At 74.4% G+C, this 13,742-nt stretch carries 14 protein-coding genes; 9 read left to right on the top strand and 5 right to left on the bottom strand.

Going from position 1 to position 13,742, the window contains the following annotated elements:
• Positions 1-239: 239 nt before the first annotated feature.
• Genes AA0Z99_RS10545 through AA0Z99_RS10535 form a run of 3 tightly spaced genes read left to right on the top strand, consistent with a single transcriptional unit; the run spans position 240 to position 5,078 of the window.
• Positions 240-1,262 (top strand): 3-oxoacyl-ACP synthase III, encoded by a 1,023-nt coding sequence (locus tag AA0Z99_RS10545; protein ID WP_413317125.1) that lies wholly within the window; start codon positions 240-242, stop codon positions 1,260-1,262.
• On the top strand, positions 1,259-4,093 hold the full coding sequence (locus AA0Z99_RS10540; RefSeq protein WP_413317123.1) for an alpha/beta fold hydrolase: 2,835 nt from the start codon (positions 1,259-1,261) through the stop codon (positions 4,091-4,093). Before AA0Z99_RS10545 ends, AA0Z99_RS10540 begins: the two co-directional genes overlap by 4 nt.
• Positions 4,094-4,106: 13 nt before the next feature.
• Complete coding sequence (locus tag AA0Z99_RS10535) at positions 4,107-5,078, top strand: NAD-dependent epimerase/dehydratase family protein (RefSeq protein WP_413317121.1); 972 nt, start codon at positions 4,107-4,109, stop codon at positions 5,076-5,078.
• A gap of 50 nt (positions 5,079-5,128) precedes the next feature.
• Here the strand turns inward: AA0Z99_RS10535 and AA0Z99_RS10530 are convergent, their stop codons facing one another.
• Together AA0Z99_RS10530 and AA0Z99_RS10525 are read right to left on the bottom strand one after the other, a co-directional pair.
• Positions 5,129-5,488: a hypothetical protein gene (locus tag AA0Z99_RS10530; RefSeq protein WP_413317119.1), complete on the bottom strand. Its 360-nt coding sequence runs from the start codon at positions 5,486-5,488 to the stop codon at positions 5,129-5,131.
• A gap of 205 nt (positions 5,489-5,693) precedes the next feature.
• Entirely contained in the window at positions 5,694-6,242 is a 549-nt protein-coding gene (locus AA0Z99_RS10525; protein ID WP_413317117.1) for an NYN domain-containing protein, read from the bottom strand.
• Positions 6,243-6,367: 125 nt separating this feature from the next.
• Here AA0Z99_RS10525 and AA0Z99_RS10520 point away from each other — a divergent pair, with 125 nt between their 5' ends.
• Positions 6,368-7,117, top strand: coding sequence for a hypothetical protein (locus AA0Z99_RS10520; protein ID WP_413317115.1), 750 nt, complete (start codon positions 6,368-6,370; stop codon positions 7,115-7,117).
• A gap of 110 nt (positions 7,118-7,227) precedes the next feature.
• Positions 7,228-7,569, top strand: coding sequence for a VanZ family protein (locus AA0Z99_RS10515; protein ID WP_413317113.1), 342 nt, complete (start codon positions 7,228-7,230; stop codon positions 7,567-7,569).
• Between the two features lie 107 nt (positions 7,570-7,676).
• On the opposite strand, the gene ctlX is transcribed toward AA0Z99_RS10515, so the two are convergent.
• Positions 7,677-8,714 (bottom strand): citrulline utilization hydrolase CtlX, encoded by a 1,038-nt coding sequence (gene ctlX / locus AA0Z99_RS10510; RefSeq protein WP_413317111.1) that lies wholly within the window; start codon positions 8,712-8,714, stop codon positions 7,677-7,679.
• Positions 8,715-8,925: 211 nt separating this feature from the next.
• On the opposite strand from ctlX, the gene AA0Z99_RS10505 reads away from it, so the two are divergent.
• Positions 8,926-10,479: an SPFH domain-containing protein gene (locus tag AA0Z99_RS10505; protein ID WP_413317109.1), complete on the top strand. Its 1,554-nt coding sequence runs from the start codon at positions 8,926-8,928 to the stop codon at positions 10,477-10,479.
• 30 nt (positions 10,480-10,509) lie between these two features.
• Here AA0Z99_RS10505 and AA0Z99_RS10500 read toward each other — a convergent pair whose 3' ends face one another.
• Positions 10,510-11,184, bottom strand: coding sequence for an SRPBCC domain-containing protein (locus tag AA0Z99_RS10500; RefSeq protein WP_413317107.1), 675 nt, complete (start codon positions 11,182-11,184; stop codon positions 10,510-10,512).
• A 2-nt stretch (positions 11,185-11,186) separates the two neighbouring features.
• Positions 11,187-11,759, bottom strand: a complete 573-nt coding sequence (locus AA0Z99_RS10495; protein WP_413317106.1) for a metalloregulator ArsR/SmtB family transcription factor — start codon at positions 11,757-11,759, stop codon at positions 11,187-11,189.
• A 106-nt stretch (positions 11,760-11,865) separates the two neighbouring features.
• Here AA0Z99_RS10495 and AA0Z99_RS10490 point away from each other — a divergent pair, with 106 nt between their 5' ends.
• The 3 genes from AA0Z99_RS10490 to AA0Z99_RS10480 all read left to right on the top strand — a co-directional run bounded on the left by AA0Z99_RS10490 (position 11,866) and on the right by AA0Z99_RS10480 (position 13,628).
• Positions 11,866-12,642 carry an SseB family protein gene (locus AA0Z99_RS10490; RefSeq protein ID WP_413317104.1) on the top strand — a complete coding sequence of 259 codons (777 nt, stop codon included), beginning with the start codon at positions 11,866-11,868 and terminating at the stop codon, positions 12,640-12,642.
• A 186-nt stretch (positions 12,643-12,828) separates the two neighbouring features.
• Positions 12,829-12,981, top strand: coding sequence for a hypothetical protein (locus AA0Z99_RS10485; RefSeq protein WP_413317103.1), 153 nt, complete (start codon positions 12,829-12,831; stop codon positions 12,979-12,981).
• 2 nt (positions 12,982-12,983) lie between these two features.
• Positions 12,984-13,628 (top strand): ArsR/SmtB family transcription factor, encoded by a 645-nt coding sequence (locus AA0Z99_RS10480; protein ID WP_413317101.1) that lies wholly within the window; start codon positions 12,984-12,986, stop codon positions 13,626-13,628.
• Positions 13,629-13,742 lie beyond the last annotated feature (114 nt).

Raw genomic sequence — 13,742 nt, 5'->3', positions numbered from 1 at the left:
CCTGCCGCCAAGTTCGACCTGGCGCACCGGGTCGCCGATGACAGGAGGGGTCCGCGAAGAGGAGGGCGTCAGCTCGCGCGCCAGCTCGCACGCAGCTCGCGCGCGGCTCGCGCCCCGCTCGCGCTCCGACGGCGCGTCGACCGCGTAGCCGCCCCAACACATCCGGCAACCACATAGGCGCGCTCGGTACGCTGGCAGACGGGCCACACCACCGCTATCGGGCCCGCGACGGAGGTTCTGTGGCTGGCAACGCGACCACCCGATTCAGCAACGTCGCACTGCTCTCGGTCGCGAGCACGCTGCCGAGCCGGGTGACGACCTCGGAGGAGATCGAGGAGCGCCTCGGCGCCTCGCTCTCGCGCCTGCGCCTGAAGGGCGGGCTGCTGCGCCGGGTCGCCGGCGTGCTCGAGCGCCGCAACTGGGCCGACGGCGAGTCGGCCGACCTGGCCACGATCGACGCGGGCGAGAAGGCCCTGGCGCAGGCGGGCGTCGACCCGGCCGACGTCGGTCTGCTCATCAACACGAGCGTCACGCGCAAGCACCTCGAGCCCTCGGTCGCGGTGCGGCTGCACCACGGGCTCGGCCTGCCGAGCTCGGCCGTCAACTTCGACGTCGCGAACGCCTGCCTCGGCTTCGTCAACGGCATGAGCCTCGCGGCGAGCATGATCGAGTCGGGGCAGATCCGCCACGCGATCGTCGTGAACGGCGAGGACGCGGACGACATCCAGGTCAACACCATCGAGCGGCTGCTCGGCGAGGGCGTCAAGCGCGACGACTTCCTCAGCGAGTTCGCGACCCTCACGCTCGGCTCGGGCTCCGCCGCCGCCGTGCTGGGCCGCGCCGACGAGCACCCCGGCGGCCACCGCATCCTGGGCGGCGTCACCCGCGCCGCCACGCAGTTCCACGACCTGTGCGTGGGCAGCGCCGAGGGCATGTACACGAACGCCAAGGAGCTGCTGAAGGGCGGCCTCGACCTCGTCGTCTCCGCCTGGGACGAGGCGAAGCCCGACTGGCGCTGGCACGACATGGATCGCTACATCACGCACCAGGTCTCCTCGGTGCACACGAACGCCATCCTCAAGGCCGCGAAGCTCGACCCCGCCCGCGTGCCCACGACGTTCCCGCAGTACGGCAACGTCGGCCCCGCATCCATCCCCATCACCCTCGCCGAGCAGGCGCCGAGCCTCAACCGCGGCGACCGGGTGCTGCTCATGGGCGTGGGCTCCGGCCTCAACACCGCGATGATGGAGCTCGCCTGGTGAGTGCGGGCCCCGCGCGCGCGGGCTCAGCGACCGCGGCAGCCGCCTCGCTGCCGCCGCGCGACCTGCCTGAGCTCGACCCCGCCTGGAGCCGCATCGTGCGCGTGCCGGGCGTGGGGCGCGACGCCGGTACGACTCGCGAGTGGCACTGCCTGGACACGGCGGATGCGCTGGCGCAGCTGCGTGGGCAGGGCGGCCCGGATGGGTCCGGCGCGGGCGCGCCCGTGGCCGGCACGATCCTCGCGGTGCACGGCAACCCGACCTGGAGCTACCTGTGGCGCCGGGTCGCCGCGGAGTCGCTCCGGCGCGCCGCGGCGGGGGAGCCCGCCTGGCGCGTGGTCGCGGTGGATCAGCTCGAGATGGGCTACTCGGAGCGCACGGGATCGGCACGCCCGCTCGCGCAGCGCGTGCAGGATCTCGGGGCGCTGACGGATGCGCTGGCGCTCTCGGGCCCGGTCGTCACCCTCGGGCACGACTGGGGCGGCGTCGTCTCGCTCGGCTGGGCCGTCGACCACCCCGAGCAGCTCGCGGGCATCGCGCTGCTGAACACCGCGGTGCACCACCCGGGCGGCGTGCCGATCCCGGCGCCCCTGCGGCTCGCGGGCGCGCGCGGCGTGCTCGCCGCCTCGACGATGCAGACGAGCGCGTTCCTCGACACGACCCTCGCGCTCGCCTCACCGTCGCTCGATCCCACGGTGCGGGCCGCCTACCGGGCGCCCTACCGCTCGGCCGGCCGGCGGGCGGGCATCGGCGCGTTCGTCGCCGACATCCCCGTCGACGAGCGGCATGAGAGCTTCGCCGAGCTCACCCGCATCAGCGAGGGGGTCGCGGCGCTCGGTCGCGCCGAGCAGCCGGTGCCGGCGCTCATGCTGTGGGGCCCGAACGACCCGGTCTTCGGCGACCGCTACCTCGACGACCTCGTCGACCGGCTGCCGCACGCCGCCGTGCACCGCTTCGAGGGCGCGAGCCACCTCGTCGCGGAGGATCGCCCCTACGCCCCCGCGATCCTCGACTGGCTCCGCCTGTCGGCCACCCCGCCGGCCGCCCCGCCGGTCGAGGAGCGGGCCGGCTCCGCCGGCGCGCGTCACGAGACCACCGCCCCGCCGCACGATGGTGTCGAGACGCCCGCGCCGGCGGCGCGATCTCCTCGACCAGCGGAAGGCGCGACCCCCTTCACCCCGCTCTGGCACCGCCTCGACGCCCGCGCCGCCGACTCCGACGTGGCCGTCATCGACATGGCGCGCGGCCGCAGCGTCTCCTGGCGCCAGCTCGCCGCGCAGTCCGAGCGCATCGCCGCCGGCCTGCACCGCATGGGGGTCCGCCGCGGCGACCGCGTCTCGCTGCTCCTGCAGCCCGGCCCCACGCTCACCGCCGTGCTCTACGCGTGCCTGCGGATCGGCGCGGTCGTCGTCGTCGCCGACGCGGGCCTCGGCGTCAAGGGCCTCACCCGAGCCGTGCGCGGCTCCTGGCCCGACCTCATCATCGGCGAGCGCCTCGGTCTCACCGCCGCGCGCGCGCTCGGCTGGCCGGGCACGCGCATCTCGGCCGAGCGCCTGCCGCGCGTCGCCGCCGCGGCGCTCGGCGTCACCACGAGCCTGCACGACCTCGCCGCGTCCGCATCCGCATCCGCTGCCCCCGCGACCCGCGGGCCCCAGCTGCCCGCCGAGCCCGGCGCCGACGACACCGCCGCGATCCTGTTCACCTCCGGCTCCACTGGCCCCGCGAAGGGCGTCGTCTACACGCACGGGCAGCTCAGCGCCCTCCGCGACGTGCTCGGCGACCACCTCGGCATCACCGCCGAGACGGGCCTCGTCACGGGCTTCGCGCCCTTCGCGCTGCTCGGCCCCGCGCTCGGCACGCGCTCGGCGACGCCCGCCATGGATGTCTCCTCGCCGCGCACCCTGACGGCCACCGCCGTCGCGGCCGCGGTCCGCGCATCCGCCGCCGGCATCGTGTTCCTGTCTCCGGCGGCGATCCTCAACGTCGTCGCGACCGCCGACGCGCTGACGAGCGACGACCGCGCCGCGCTCGGGGGCGTGCGCACCTTCCTCTCCACTGGAGCCCCCATCAGCGAGGCGATGCTCACCGCCGTCGCCGAGCTGATGCCGAACGCCACCCCGCACACGCCCTACGGCATGACCGAGTGCCTGTTGGTCGCCGACATCACGCTGGGCGGCGTGCGCGAGGCGGCCGCCTCGCCCGACGGCGGCGTCTGCGTCGGCACCTCCATCGGCAGCAACCGCGTGCTGGTCAGCGCGCTGGACGCCGACGGGCGCGCCACGGGCGAGCCGAGCGCCAGCCCCGGTGTGCTCGGCGAGGTCATCGTCTCGGCGCCCCACCTGAAGGCGCACTACGACCGCCTGCACCTCACCGACCGCGAGGCCACCCGCGACACCGAGCCGCTCGCCACGCCTGCCAGCCGCTGGCACCGCACCGGCGACCTCGGCCACCTCGACGCCGAGGGGCGCGTGTGGATCGAGGGCCGCATCCAGCACGTGATCGTCACCGCCGACGGGCCGATCGCGCCGGTCGAGACCGAGCAGCAGGTCGAGTCGACGGATGCCGTGCGTCGCGCCGCCGTCGTCGGCGTCGGCCCGCACGGGCTGCGCCAGGCGGTCGCGGTCGTCGAGACCACGCCGCGGGCGGCCCGCCCCGGGCTCGCAGACCCGCAGCTGACGGCCGACGTGCGCGCCGCCTCGGCCCTGCCGCTGGCCGCTGTGCTCGTCGTGCCGCAGCTGCCGACCGACGTGCGGCACAACTCCAAGATCGATCGCTCGCGCCTGTCGGCGTGGGCCGAGCGCAGCCTCGCCGGCAGCAGGATGACGGCGCCGTGAGCGGGGCAGCAGCATGATCGTCGTCGTCACCGGGGCCTCCGGCTTCCTCGGCCGCGCGGTCGCCGCCGAGCTCGTCGCCGCGGGCCACGAGGTGCGCACGCTGCAGCGCCGGCCGTCGACGGTGCCGGGGGTGGCGGATGCGCTCGGCTCGATCACCGACGCCGGTCACGTCGCGCGCACCCTCGACGGCGCCGAGGGCGTCGTGCACCTCGCTGCGAAGGTGTCGCTCGCGGGCGACGCGGGCGAGTTCCACGCGGTGAACGTCGGCGGCACGCGCACCATGCTCGATGCCGCCGAGCGCGCCGGGGTGACGCGGTTCGTGCAGGTCTCCTCGCCCTCGGTCGCGCACCTGGGCGCCTCGCTCGCGGGCGTCGGCGCCGACCCCGCCTCGCCCGAGCACGCGCGCGGCGACTACGCCCGCACGAAGGCCGAGGCCGAGCTGCTCGCGCTCGAGCGCGACTCGGCGGCGATGGCGGTCGTCGCGGTGCGCCCGCACATCGTGTGGGGGCCGGGCGACACGCAGCTGATCGAGCGCATCGTCGAGCGCGCCCGCCGCGGCCGCGTGCCGCTGCTCAGCGGCGGCACGGCACTGATCGACACGACCTACGTCGACAACGCCGCCACCGGCATCGCCGCTGCGCTGCGCCGCACCGAGCACGCGCACGGCAACGCCTACGTCATCACGAACGGCGAGCCGCGGCCGGTCGCCGACCTGCTGGCGGGCATCTGCCTGGCTGCGGGCGTCCGCCCGCCGCACCGCAGCGTGCCTGCCCCGCTCGGGCGCGCGGCCGGCTCGCTCATCGAGCGCGTCTGGGCGCTGCGCCCGGGCGCCGACGAGCCGCCCATGACGCGATTCCTCGCCGAGCAGCTCTCGACGGCGCACTGGTTCGACCAGCGCGCCACGCACCGCGACCTCGACTGGCAGCCGACCGTCTCGATCGACGAGGGCCTGGCCCGCCTGGCCGCCCACTACGGCAGCCGCTGACCAGCGCGGGATGAGGCGGGCGGGGCGCAGTCCCACCCGCCTCGTCAGCCTCAGCCCTGCTGCGAAGCCGCGCCCTCGTCGCCGGCCGCGCGCAGCTCCTCGAGCTCGGCGGCCTGCTCCTCGACCTGCAGCGCGAGGCGGTCGCGGTGGTCGCGGATCAGGTCGAGGCTGCTCTGCGCGATGTCGGAGCGGGTCTCGAGGTCGGCGTAGTCCTCCTGCAGCGAGGCGACCTCCTCCTGCGCGTCGGCTGCCGAGGCGGTGGCGATGCCGGTGCCGGTGGCGCCCAGCGCCGCGACCACGACGAGCGCGGCGATCCACGGCCAGCGACGTGCGGGAGCCTTGGGCGCCGTCGCCGCAGCGGTCGTCTCGGTGGCGGGGGCGGTGCTGTCGGGGGTCTGCGAGGCGCTCATGCTGCTGCTCTTTCCGTCGATGTCCTCAGACGGATGCGGGGCGCGACAGAGCGCGAGCGCATCCGTCGTCGGAGTGGTTGGGGGTGCGGAGCGTCAGCGCGCTCCAGCCTTCCATTCTGGCACCGCTCGGGCGCGCCGCAGGACACGGCGACACGGGCGTGCGCCCCATCGCCGGCGACGTGCGACCGCCTCCCGGCGGACCGCCTCAGAGGAACTCGAGCGGGTCGAACTCGTCGATCGGGATCACGCGCACGCGGGGCAGGCGGCTCTTGAAGGCCTCGACGTCGTACTCGAGGTCGAAGACCTCGATGCCGGGCACCTCGCGCAGGCCGCTCGCCATGAACTCGCCGAAGCCGACGACGCCCAGGCGACGATCCTGCTGGGCGAGGCGCTCCATGTGCGGCGCGAAGTCGACGTCGTGGCTGACGAGCATGACGTCGGCGTCCTCGCGGTCGACGAGCGCCTCGGCGGTGCGCTGGATCGCGATGTCGACGACCTTGCCCTCGCCCTGCAGCGGCACCGGGCGGTAGCCGATGGCGATGAGCGCCTGCACGAACGACATCGGCAGCTCGTGGGTGACCGCCAGGAAGAACAGGCCCCTGACCGGCTGCTGCCACGCGGCCTCGGTGTAGTGGAGGAGGCGGTCCCAGCGCGGGCGCTCCTCGGGCAGCGGGCGGCGGCCGAGCACCGAGATGCCGAGCGTCGCGTCGATGTTCTCGCCATCGATGAGGAGGTAGGTGGTGCGCTCGGCCATGCGCCGACCCTATCGCCGCCCCGCGACGCGGTGCCCCGCGCCTCGCTCCTCGGCGACGCCATCCGGCATACGATCGGATGCGTCGGGCCGCGCCGCGCCCGTCGTCACGTGAGAGGGAGCCGGGCATGCCCAGAGCACGCAGGGTGGCGGCCAGCGCCGCCGTCGGAGCAGCGGTCGCCATGGGCCTCGCGGGGTGCATCCCCGGCCCGCCGCCCGTGCCGGTGCCCTCGCCTGCCGCCCCGATCACGCCGGGCGGTTCCGGCGGCAGCACCGGCGGCGGGGCCGACGGCATCGTGCCGGCGGACGGCGTCGCGACCGTCGACCTCGTGCTCGAGGAGCGCTCGGCCGTCGTGATCGGCGCGACCTCCACCGACGAGGAGGATCTGACGCTGCGCCTGGTGGGGGAGGGCATCGACATCGAGAACGACGACGGGCAGCCCGACTCGCGGCGCGTGTTCTCGTTCGAGCCGGGCTCGCGCGATCCGATGCTGGCCGCCGTGCTGGAGCCGGGCGAGTACGCGATCGAGGTGGGGGAGTGGTCGGGCGACCGCTCCGGCTACCGGATGGAGGTGCTGACCGGCACGATGACCGTGTCGCCGGGCAGCACGACGAGCTTCGGGCTCCGGCCGGGCGCGCCCGGCATCGCCATCGTGCCGATCGAGAGCGGCGACGAGGTGCTCGCCGGCGACGCCGACTTCGACACCGTGCTGTGGGCGTACGCGCCGGAGTCGGAGACCGCGTTCAGCGACGACGACAGCGGCGGCGACCGCGACCCGCGCATCGAGCTGCCCGGTGAGGCGCCGCAGGAGCTCGTCGTGGTGCTCGCGCCCTACGCGGACGACGGGAGCGGCCCCGCGCAGCTGCGCGTGGAGTGACCCGCCGCCCCGCGCCCTGCCCTGACGCAGCGTCCTGCGCCGCAGCGCCCTCCGCCGCTGCCTCGGCCCCTCGGTGGCGCCGCCTCACGGCGGTCGCCTTCGCGCTCGCGGTGCTGCTGCAGCTCGTCGTGCTCTACGCGCCGTCCACGCCCGACGGCACCCCGAGCATCCCGGGCCTCGACAAGGTCGTGCACGTGGCCGTCTTCCTGCTGCCGGCGCTCCTCGGCGTGCTGGCGGGCATCCGCCCGGTCGTCCTCGCGGCGCTGCTCGTCGCGCACGCGGTCGTCTCGGAGGTGCTGCAGCACCTGCTGCTGCGCGAGCGCTCCGGCGACGCGTGGGACGCGGTGGCCGACGTCGTCGGCGTCGCCGTGGGCCTCGCAGTCGGCCTCGCCCTGCGCTCCCGACGGTTGCGCCGCCCACGCCCGCACCGCGCGTCCCTGCCGCCGACCTGACGTCGAGCGGTGCCGTTGCGCACGAGCGGTGCCGGCACGCCAGCACCGCTCGTGCGCAGGAGCACCGGTCGCCGGGCGGTCCTGCCCCGCGGAGCCGCGGGGGCGGGCTACGCCGAGGCGGGCAGCTCGGAGGCCGCCTCGGCGCCGTCCATGGTCTCGGGCTCCTCGGCGATCGCCCGGGCGGCCTCGGTGAGCTCCGGCTCGCGCGCGGGCCTCGGGTCGAGGTGCACGCCCGCGATCATGCAGCGCACCGAGCCGCCAGCGAGCTCGATGGTGGGGATGTCGACCGCGACGATCTCGCACGACTCCTCGATGAGCGCCACCTGCGCCTCCGTCAACGACGCGCGCGCCCGCGCCGACATCGCCATGATGGTGCGCCGGCGCCCGTCGGGCCAGCGCCCCGCGAGCTCGACCGCGTTGCCCGCGAACTCGCGCACCTGGCGCTCGGTCAGCTCGACGATGCGGCGCCCGTTGACCGCGAGGCGCTCGCGCACCTCCTGGCGTCGTCGCGCATCCGGGATCATCTCGAGCGCGAACAGCGCCACGTCGGTGCCGATCGTCGCGATGACGTTGGTGTGGTAGACCGGCACGCCGTCGGCGTCGAGCGCGTCGAAGACCATCGGCTCATAGGTGAAGTCGGTGCAGAAGCGCTCGAGCACGTGCGTGTCGGCGCGGTGGCTGCGCGCCAGGTAGGCGACGCGCGAGACGGGGTCGAGCACCATCGCGCCCGTGCCCTCCAGGAAGATGCCGTCGGGCTCGAGCCCCGAGTAGTCGACGATCGCCTGCACGCGGTAGTCGGCCTTCAGCATCTCGAGCACGTCGGCGCGGCGCTCGTGGCGGCGGTTGGAGGCGTACATCGGGTACACGGCGACGGTGCCGCCCGCGTGGGTCGAGAGCCAGTTGTTCGGGAAGACGCTGTCGGGCCGGGTGTGATCCTCGTCGTCGAAGACGTGCACGGCGACGCCCGCCTCGCGCAGCGCCGCGGCGAGCGCATCCATCTCTGCGAGCGCCTTCGCGGCGGTCTGCTCGGGCGACTCGTGCGCGGGCGCGTCCGCCTGGAAGGCGTTGTCGGCCGAGGTGGCGGGGTTGGGGCGGAAGTGCCGAGCTCGGATCAGGATGACGGCATGGGGTGCGACGGCGCTCACACCTGCCGAATCTAGTGGCGATCGCGCGCGCGTTTCGGGAATCGGCGCAAGGAGTCGGCGCAGCGATCCGGCGGCGCGCGCATCCGTTGCGTGCGGTGCGCCGCGTGCCTGCCCCCGGAACCGGCTCTCGCATCCGAGCCCCGGATGCCTCGCGCGGCACAGCGGCCGCACAGTAGGTTCAGAGCACGTCCCCTCGCCCTCAGGAGCCCCCGTGTTCGAACTGCTGCTCGCCCCGCTCGTGCTGCCCATCATCATCGCGGTCGTCGTCATCGCCATCCTGGTCATGGGGGCGATCAAGCGCTATCGCATCGCCGAGCCCGACGAGGCGATCATCGTCACGGGCCGCAAGGGCAAGAAGACCATCGACGCCGAGGGCCACACGACGCAGGACCTCTCCGGCCAGAAGGTCGTCACGGGCGGCGGCGTCTTCGTCATGCCGTTCGTGCAGAAGTCGTTCAAGATGTCGCTGCGCTCGCGGCGGCTGCTGTTCAACACGACCGCCCAGGCGAAGGACGGCATCACGATCCACGCGCAGGCTGTCGCGGTCATCAAGGTCGGCGGCACCGAGGAGTCGATCCGCAACGCCGCCCAGCGGTTCCTGTCGCAGCAGGAGGAGATCGAGTCGTCGACGCAGGAGGTGCTCTCCGGCTCCCTGCGCGGCATCATCGGCCAGCTGACGGTGCTCGAGATCATCCACGACCGGCAGGCGCTCGCCGCCGCGGTGCTGCAGGCCGCCGAGGACGCGCTCTCGAAGCAGGGCCTCGTGGTCGACACCCTGCAGATCCAGGAGATCAACGACACCTCGAACTACCTCGTGAACCTCGGCGTGCCGGAGTCGGCTGCCGTGCAGCGCGCCGCCGCGATCGCCAACACCGAGGCGCAGAAGGCCGCAGAGCAGGCGTCGATCGAGGCGAAGAAGCAGATCCTCGAGGCCAACCGCGTGCTGCAGCTGCAGCAGGCGGCGGTGACCGCGGAGACCGACAAGGCCGCCGCCCAGGCCTCGGCCGCGAAGCCGCTCGAGGATGCGGTGCAGCGGCAGGCGATCGTGCGCCAGGAGGAGATCACGGCGCAGCGGCAGGCCGAGCTGCGCGAGCAGCAGCTGAACGCCGACGTGCGCAAGGTGGCGGATGCGGAGGCCTACCGCATCCAGGTCACGGCCGAGGCGCAGGCCAAGGCCAAGGCGACCGAGGCCAACGCCGAGCGCGCCGCCCGCGAGGCGCGCGCCGAGGCGTCGAAGGCAGAGGGCAACGCCGAGGCCGCCGTCACCGAGGCGCGCGGTGCCGCGCAGCGCACCGCGCGCATCGCCGCCGCGGAGGCCGCGAAGGCCGAGGGTGAGGCGGAGGCCGTCGCGACGGCCGCGAAGGGCCGCGCCGAGGCCGAGTCGATCGGCGCTCGCGGTCTCGCCGAGGGCCAGGCGATCGAGGCGCGCGCGAAGGCGCTCACCGAGAACGCGCAGGTCGTGCTCGCGCAGGAGCTCCTGAAGGTGCTGCCGCAGGTGGCGGATGCGTTCGGCAAGGCCTACGCGTCGAGCCAGATCACGGTCGTGTCAGCCGACGGCACCGGCAAGCTGACGGGCGACATGGTCGGCAACATGGCGTCGATGACGCAGATGATGAAGGACGCCACCGGCATCGACCTGCAGGCGATCATCAACTCCACCGCCCAGGGCAGCGCTGCCGGGAGCGCGATGGCGTCGAGGGGCGCGCCGGCGGCCGGGGCGGCGATCGCCGAGCCGCCGGCGGCCGCGACGCAGCCGGGGGACTGACCGGAGCCTGCGCCGAGCAGGCGGGCCCGCTCAGGCGGGGTCGCCGTCCATGCCGGTCTCGCCCGAGTAGAACCCGTAGGTCGCATCGGCCTGCCGCTGCGCCGCCGCGGGGTCGGTGCCGTTCGCCACGGATGCCCGGGCCCACGCATCCGCGGCGCCGCGGTGGAAGGCCCTTCCCTCCTCCGTCGTCCCCCAGGCGGCGCCCTCCTCGGGCGTCATCGCGCTGTCGGGCTCGTGCAGGTGCAGGGCGAGGCCGAGCAGCCCGCCCTCCCAGCCCACGCCCGTGGCGCCCGGGCCGAAGGTGTCGCGCATCTCGGCCGGCACGTCCGCGTCGCGCGCGACGTGCTCGAGCTCGAGCAGCGTGCCCTCGCCGGAGGCGCGGAGCCGCACCGAGAGCCAGGTGACGCCGCCGCCGAACTCCCAGGTGACGCGATAGCCCGCGGTCTCGCCCTCGGGCGGGCGGCACTCGAGGATGGTGCCGCCGGCGTTGCCCTCGAGCTGGTAGCGACCGCCGAGCCGCAGATCGCCGGAGATCGGCAGGAACCAGCGGGGGATGCGCTCGGGGCTCGTCACCGCATCCCACACATCGGCGATCGGCGAGGCGTAGGTCTGCTCGAGCGTCTGCACGGTCGAGGCCTCGCCGTCGATCGTCTCGCTGCGCACGCCGCGCGAGACGGCGCCGAGCTGCTTCAGGACATCCACCATGGTCACTCCTCCGTCGTGATGGTCTGCGGGGTCGGGCTGGTCGTGGGGTCGGAGCCGGCAGCGGGGCCGGCGTCCGTCGGAGGGGTGGCGCTCGCCGGCGCTGCCTCCCTGGGCGCCCCGGCCGTGCTCGGCCGCGATGCCGCGCGGGTCTCGGCGCCCGGAGCCGCCGCGGCCGTCGTCTCGCCGGTGGGCCGCGTCGCCGCCCTGGCACGCTTGGCCGCGGCGACCGACGCGGCTGCCTCGGCGCTCAGCCGGCGCTGGCGGCGACCGCGGGCCAGCTCGGTGTCGAGCGCGGCGAGCTTGGGCAGCCAGAAGCCGTCGAAGGTGCTGAGCCACTCCCTTGCCTCGCGCGGCCCGGCGGGGTCGACGGCGTAGAGCCGCCGCTGCCCCTCGGGGCGCACGGTCGCGAACCCCTGCTCGCGCAGCACGCGCAGGTGCTGGCTCACGGCGGGTTGGCTGATGCCGAACTCATCGCCGATGACCGTGGCGATCGCTCCTGCGCTCGCCTCGCCGTCGGCGAGCAGCTCGAGGATGCGTCGCCGCACCGGGTCGCCGAGGACGTCGAGCGCGTGCATGGCCCCGATGATTGCACCGCGACTTATATAAGTCAAGCGTGAATCGTCGGCCGCCGATGCGGATCGGCGACCCCTGGTGGAAACCTGCTGGCGATACCGTGAGGTCATGAGCATCGATCACGTCGACAACGCGCGGCTGCGCCGGGCGATCACGGCGTTCGGAGCCGACTCCAGCGAGCAGAGCATGATCGAGGTGATCCGGGCCGCCCTGATCGGGGAGCTGCTGCTCGATGCGACGGGCTCCGAGTTCGACCTGCGGGGCGGCTCGGCGCAGAGCGGCTCGAAGATCCGCATCCGCAGCAGCGTCGGCCCCGACGGCCGGCGCGCGATGCTCGCGTTCACGAGCAACGCCGAGGTCGCGCGCATGCACCCCGAGGGCACGCAGCACCAGTCGCTCGCGCGACCGGCGGCGAGCGTGCTCGAGATGGCCAAGAAGCAGGGTGCGGGCTGGCTCTACCTCGACCCGGCCGACAAGACGGTCGCGCTGTCGGCGAAGGACATCGACTTCGCGCTGCGCCACCTGCGCAACGACCGGCTGAGCGCCGCGATCGCCGCGGGCGAGGCCGGCGGCCCGCGCGAGGCGATCCTCGACGCGCTGCGCGCCGACGGGCCGATCCTGCTGGCCGGTGAGGTGCGCAGCGGCGAGCAGCGCACCGAGCAGCCGCGGCTGCGCATGACGGAGCGCGCCGACGGCACGCGCGCGCTGCTCGTGTTCACCTCGGCGCCCGAGATCGCGGCGCGCAACCCGCAGGACGGCGTGATCTCGACCACCACCAAGCGCCTGCGCGAGCAGCTGCGCACCAGCACCCTCTTCGCGGGCCTGGTCGTCAACCCGGCCGGCCCCTTCGTCGAGGTGACGCGGGACGAGTTCCTCGCAGGCTGAGCCGCCCCCTCATCGCCGCTCGGTTCGGCGCACCCGCTTCGCGCTGTCGCCGCGAGGTGGTGCGGCCACATGCCTCCTCGAGCGACTCGAAGCATCTCTTGAGAAATAACCCTTGCAAAGCATCAGTTGTGAAAGTAGTCTTTCGGATGTCGGCACATCCGTCGACACCGACACAGGAGGCATCCCATGGGACGCAGGAGCATCGCCGGCCGCTCGGCCGCCGCGCTCGAGCGGGCGAGCGAGGAGCGCCGCAATCGCGCTCGCCTGGAGCGCGACGACTCGCACCGCTACTACGACCGCCTGCGGGCGGAGCTCGCGCTGCAGCGTGGTTTGATCTGAGCATGACCGAGCAGCAGGGCGACCTCGACTTCGACACCACCGACGTCGAGACCGAGCTCGGGCGGGAGCTCCGCACCGGCGATCCCGCGCTGCTGCGCGCCCTCGCGCACCCGCTGCGCGTCGAGATCCTGTCGGTGATCGACGAGCTCGAGGAGGCCACCGCCACGCAGATCGCCGAGCGCGTCGGCGAGAGCCCCTCCAACTGCTCGTTCCACCTGCGCACGCTCGCCAAGGCCGGCTTCATCGAGCGCGCGGCAGCGCAGGGCACCTCGAAGCCGTGGCGCGCCGTGCACCACAGCCGCGACCTGCGGCCGAACCCGCACGACCAGGATTCGATCCGCACCTCGTCCGCCATCGGCGCGCTCTACGTGCAGCACGAGGCGAACCGGGTGGTCGACTTCCTGACGGTGCACGGGCTCGGCGACGAGCGCTGGCTGCCGGGCACCACGATCAACACCTCGACCTTCTGGGCGACGCCCGACGAGCTGGCAGAGGTCGCCACCGAGATCGCGCGCCTCGTCGACCGCTTCCGCGGCCGCAAGGATCCCGCGCTGCGGCCCCCGGGCAGCCGCAAGGCGCACCTGTTCGCCACGCTCAACCCCGACTTCGACGCCCCGGCGACCCCCGAGGAGCCGAGCGGGGCCTGACGCCCAGCCGGCATCCCCGCCGCTCCCGCCACCGCGCCCCTCGGCCGGCACCGGGCCCGATCCGGCGCGCCTCCGCGCGCTCGCCGCCCCCGCGCGCTCGCCGCCCCGCTCCCC

The sequence above is a fragment of the Agrococcus phoenicis genome (assembly GCF_047302415.1).
Taxonomy (GTDB): Bacteria; Actinomycetota; Actinomycetes; order Actinomycetales; family Microbacteriaceae; genus Agrococcus.
Note: the sequence above shows the minus strand (reverse complement) of the source record. Positions and strands in the feature narration are given on the sequence as shown.

What these genes read in the sequence shown, in the direction of transcription:
- AA0Z99_RS10535 (WP_413317121.1), top strand. Translation starts at nt 4,107, where the DNA reads ATGATCGTCGTCGTCACCGGGGCCTCCGGCTTCCTCGGCCGCGCGGTC.
- AA0Z99_RS10530 (WP_413317119.1), bottom strand. Translation starts at nt 5,488, where the DNA reads ATGAGCGCCTCGCAGACCCCCGACAGCACCGCCCCCGCCACCGAGACG.
- AA0Z99_RS10525 (WP_413317117.1), bottom strand. Translation starts at nt 6,242, where the DNA reads ATGGCCGAGCGCACCACCTACCTCCTCATCGATGGCGAGAACATCGAC.
- AA0Z99_RS10520 (WP_413317115.1), top strand. Translation starts at nt 6,368, where the DNA reads ATGCCCAGAGCACGCAGGGTGGCGGCCAGCGCCGCCGTCGGAGCAGCG.
- AA0Z99_RS10500 (WP_413317107.1), bottom strand. Translation starts at nt 11,184, where the DNA reads ATGGTGGATGTCCTGAAGCAGCTCGGCGCCGTCTCGCGCGGCGTGCGC.
- AA0Z99_RS10495 (WP_413317106.1), bottom strand. Translation starts at nt 11,759, where the DNA reads ATGCACGCGCTCGACGTCCTCGGCGACCCGGTGCGGCGACGCATCCTC.
- AA0Z99_RS10490 (WP_413317104.1), top strand. Translation starts at nt 11,866, where the DNA reads ATGAGCATCGATCACGTCGACAACGCGCGGCTGCGCCGGGCGATCACG.
- AA0Z99_RS10485 (WP_413317103.1), top strand. Translation starts at nt 12,829, where the DNA reads ATGGGACGCAGGAGCATCGCCGGCCGCTCGGCCGCCGCGCTCGAGCGG.
- AA0Z99_RS10480 (WP_413317101.1), top strand. Translation starts at nt 12,984, where the DNA reads ATGACCGAGCAGCAGGGCGACCTCGACTTCGACACCACCGACGTCGAG.